This window comes from Massilia sp. 05N420 (genome assembly GCF_056397205.1).
The window spans coordinates 1-1,182 of record NZ_JBFTMX010000101.1 but is presented as its reverse complement, the minus strand read 5'-3'; the positions used below and the strand labels follow the sequence as shown (position 1 = coordinate 1,182).

Here is a 1,182-nt window from a genome sequence, read left to right as displayed (position 1 = left end):
AGGCCGAGCCGTTGGCGGTGGCGGTCATCACGTTCTGGACCTGGCCCAGGGTTTGGGCGGCGTTGATCGACGAGTYGKASSTSGGYGCRTARGTGATGTCGCCGAAGGAGTACGAGGGCGATGCGAACTTGAAGCCGCCACGGACGGCAGCCATGGCTGCGCGGTCCAGTTTGTCGGTATGGGCCAGGTCGGTGATGATCAGGGTTTTCATGGTAAATCTCCTTGGATGTCGGTTAGGTTGGTTGAGGCATTTGATTTGCGCTCGATGGACTATCAGCAGGATGCGTGCCAGCTTCTTCGTGGCGCCGCAAAATTTAGCGTAGGTCGTTGAAAATAAAGGAGATCTTCTTGATCTTCCCAGCCGTTCACGGCATCGCGAAAACGGCGGCAGGCATCGCCGGTGATGGCCCGGACCCAACACTTTTCTGGGCCTGTTCGGCGCGGTATCAGAAGGTGAGCTTGTTTTCGCCCTTCAGTGCGGCGGCCACATCGATATCGGGGCCGCGGAACCCGGCGCCGATGACGCCGTTGTTGTTGAGGACATTCACGCCGATCTGCTGGAACTGTGCAAGCTGCTGGTTCACGTTCACATTGACGTTGACGTCCTTGCCGAAGGCGTAGCCGCCGCGGACCGCCGACATGGCCTGGCCGTCGATCGTGGCGCTGTGCGCCAGGTCGTGGATTGCGATGGATGACATGGGTCTCTCCTTCTCAGCCGACGATCTTGTTCTGGCCGTTCTGATGCACGTTGCTGTGCACGCTGACGTCGTCCAGGAAGGCCGAGCCGTTGGCGGTGAGGGTGCCGACGTTCTGCTCCTGGCCCAGGTTCTGCAGGGCGTTGATCGACGAGTCGTAGCTCGGCTTGTAGCTGATGTCGCCGGTTTTCACGGACGGCGAGAACATGCTCCAGCCGCCGCGCACGGTGCGCATGGCTGCGCGGTCCAGTTGTTCGGCGCGGTCCAGGTCTTTGATGGTCAGGTTTTTCATGGCAATGCTCCTTGAAAGTATAGTCAACGATGATGGCGATGGGGGATCAGCCGACGATCTTGTTCTGGCCGTTCTGGTGGACCTTGCTGTCCACGCTGACGCCGCCCAGGAAGGCCGAGTCGTTGGCGGTGGCCGTCATCACGTTCTGCATCTGGCCCAGGTTCTGTGCGGCGTTGATCGACGAGTCGTAGCTCG

The 1,182-nt window shown here is 60.3% G+C and carries 3 protein-coding genes; all 3 read right to left on the bottom strand.

Annotated elements, in window-relative coordinates:
- The coding region (locus AC1DIX_RS27435; protein ID WP_477328468.1) for a hypothetical protein at positions 1–211 on the bottom strand (211 nt) is incomplete at its 3' end.
- A gap of 235 nt (positions 212–446) precedes the next feature.
- Positions 447–698: a hypothetical protein gene (locus AC1DIX_RS27430; protein WP_442124980.1), complete on the bottom strand. Its 252-nt coding sequence runs from the start codon at positions 696–698 to the stop codon at positions 447–449.
- A 13-nt stretch (positions 699–711) separates the two neighbouring features.
- Positions 712–987, bottom strand: coding sequence for a hypothetical protein (locus AC1DIX_RS27425; protein ID WP_477328466.1), 276 nt, complete (start codon positions 985–987; stop codon positions 712–714).
- Positions 988–1,182 lie beyond the last annotated feature (195 nt).

What these genes read in the sequence shown, in the direction of transcription:
- AC1DIX_RS27430 (WP_442124980.1), bottom strand. Translation starts at nt 698, where the DNA reads ATGTCATCCATCGCAATCCACGACCTGGCGCACAGCGCCACGATCGAC.
- AC1DIX_RS27425 (WP_477328466.1), bottom strand. Translation starts at nt 987, where the DNA reads ATGAAAAACCTGACCATCAAAGACCTGGACCGCGCCGAACAACTGGAC.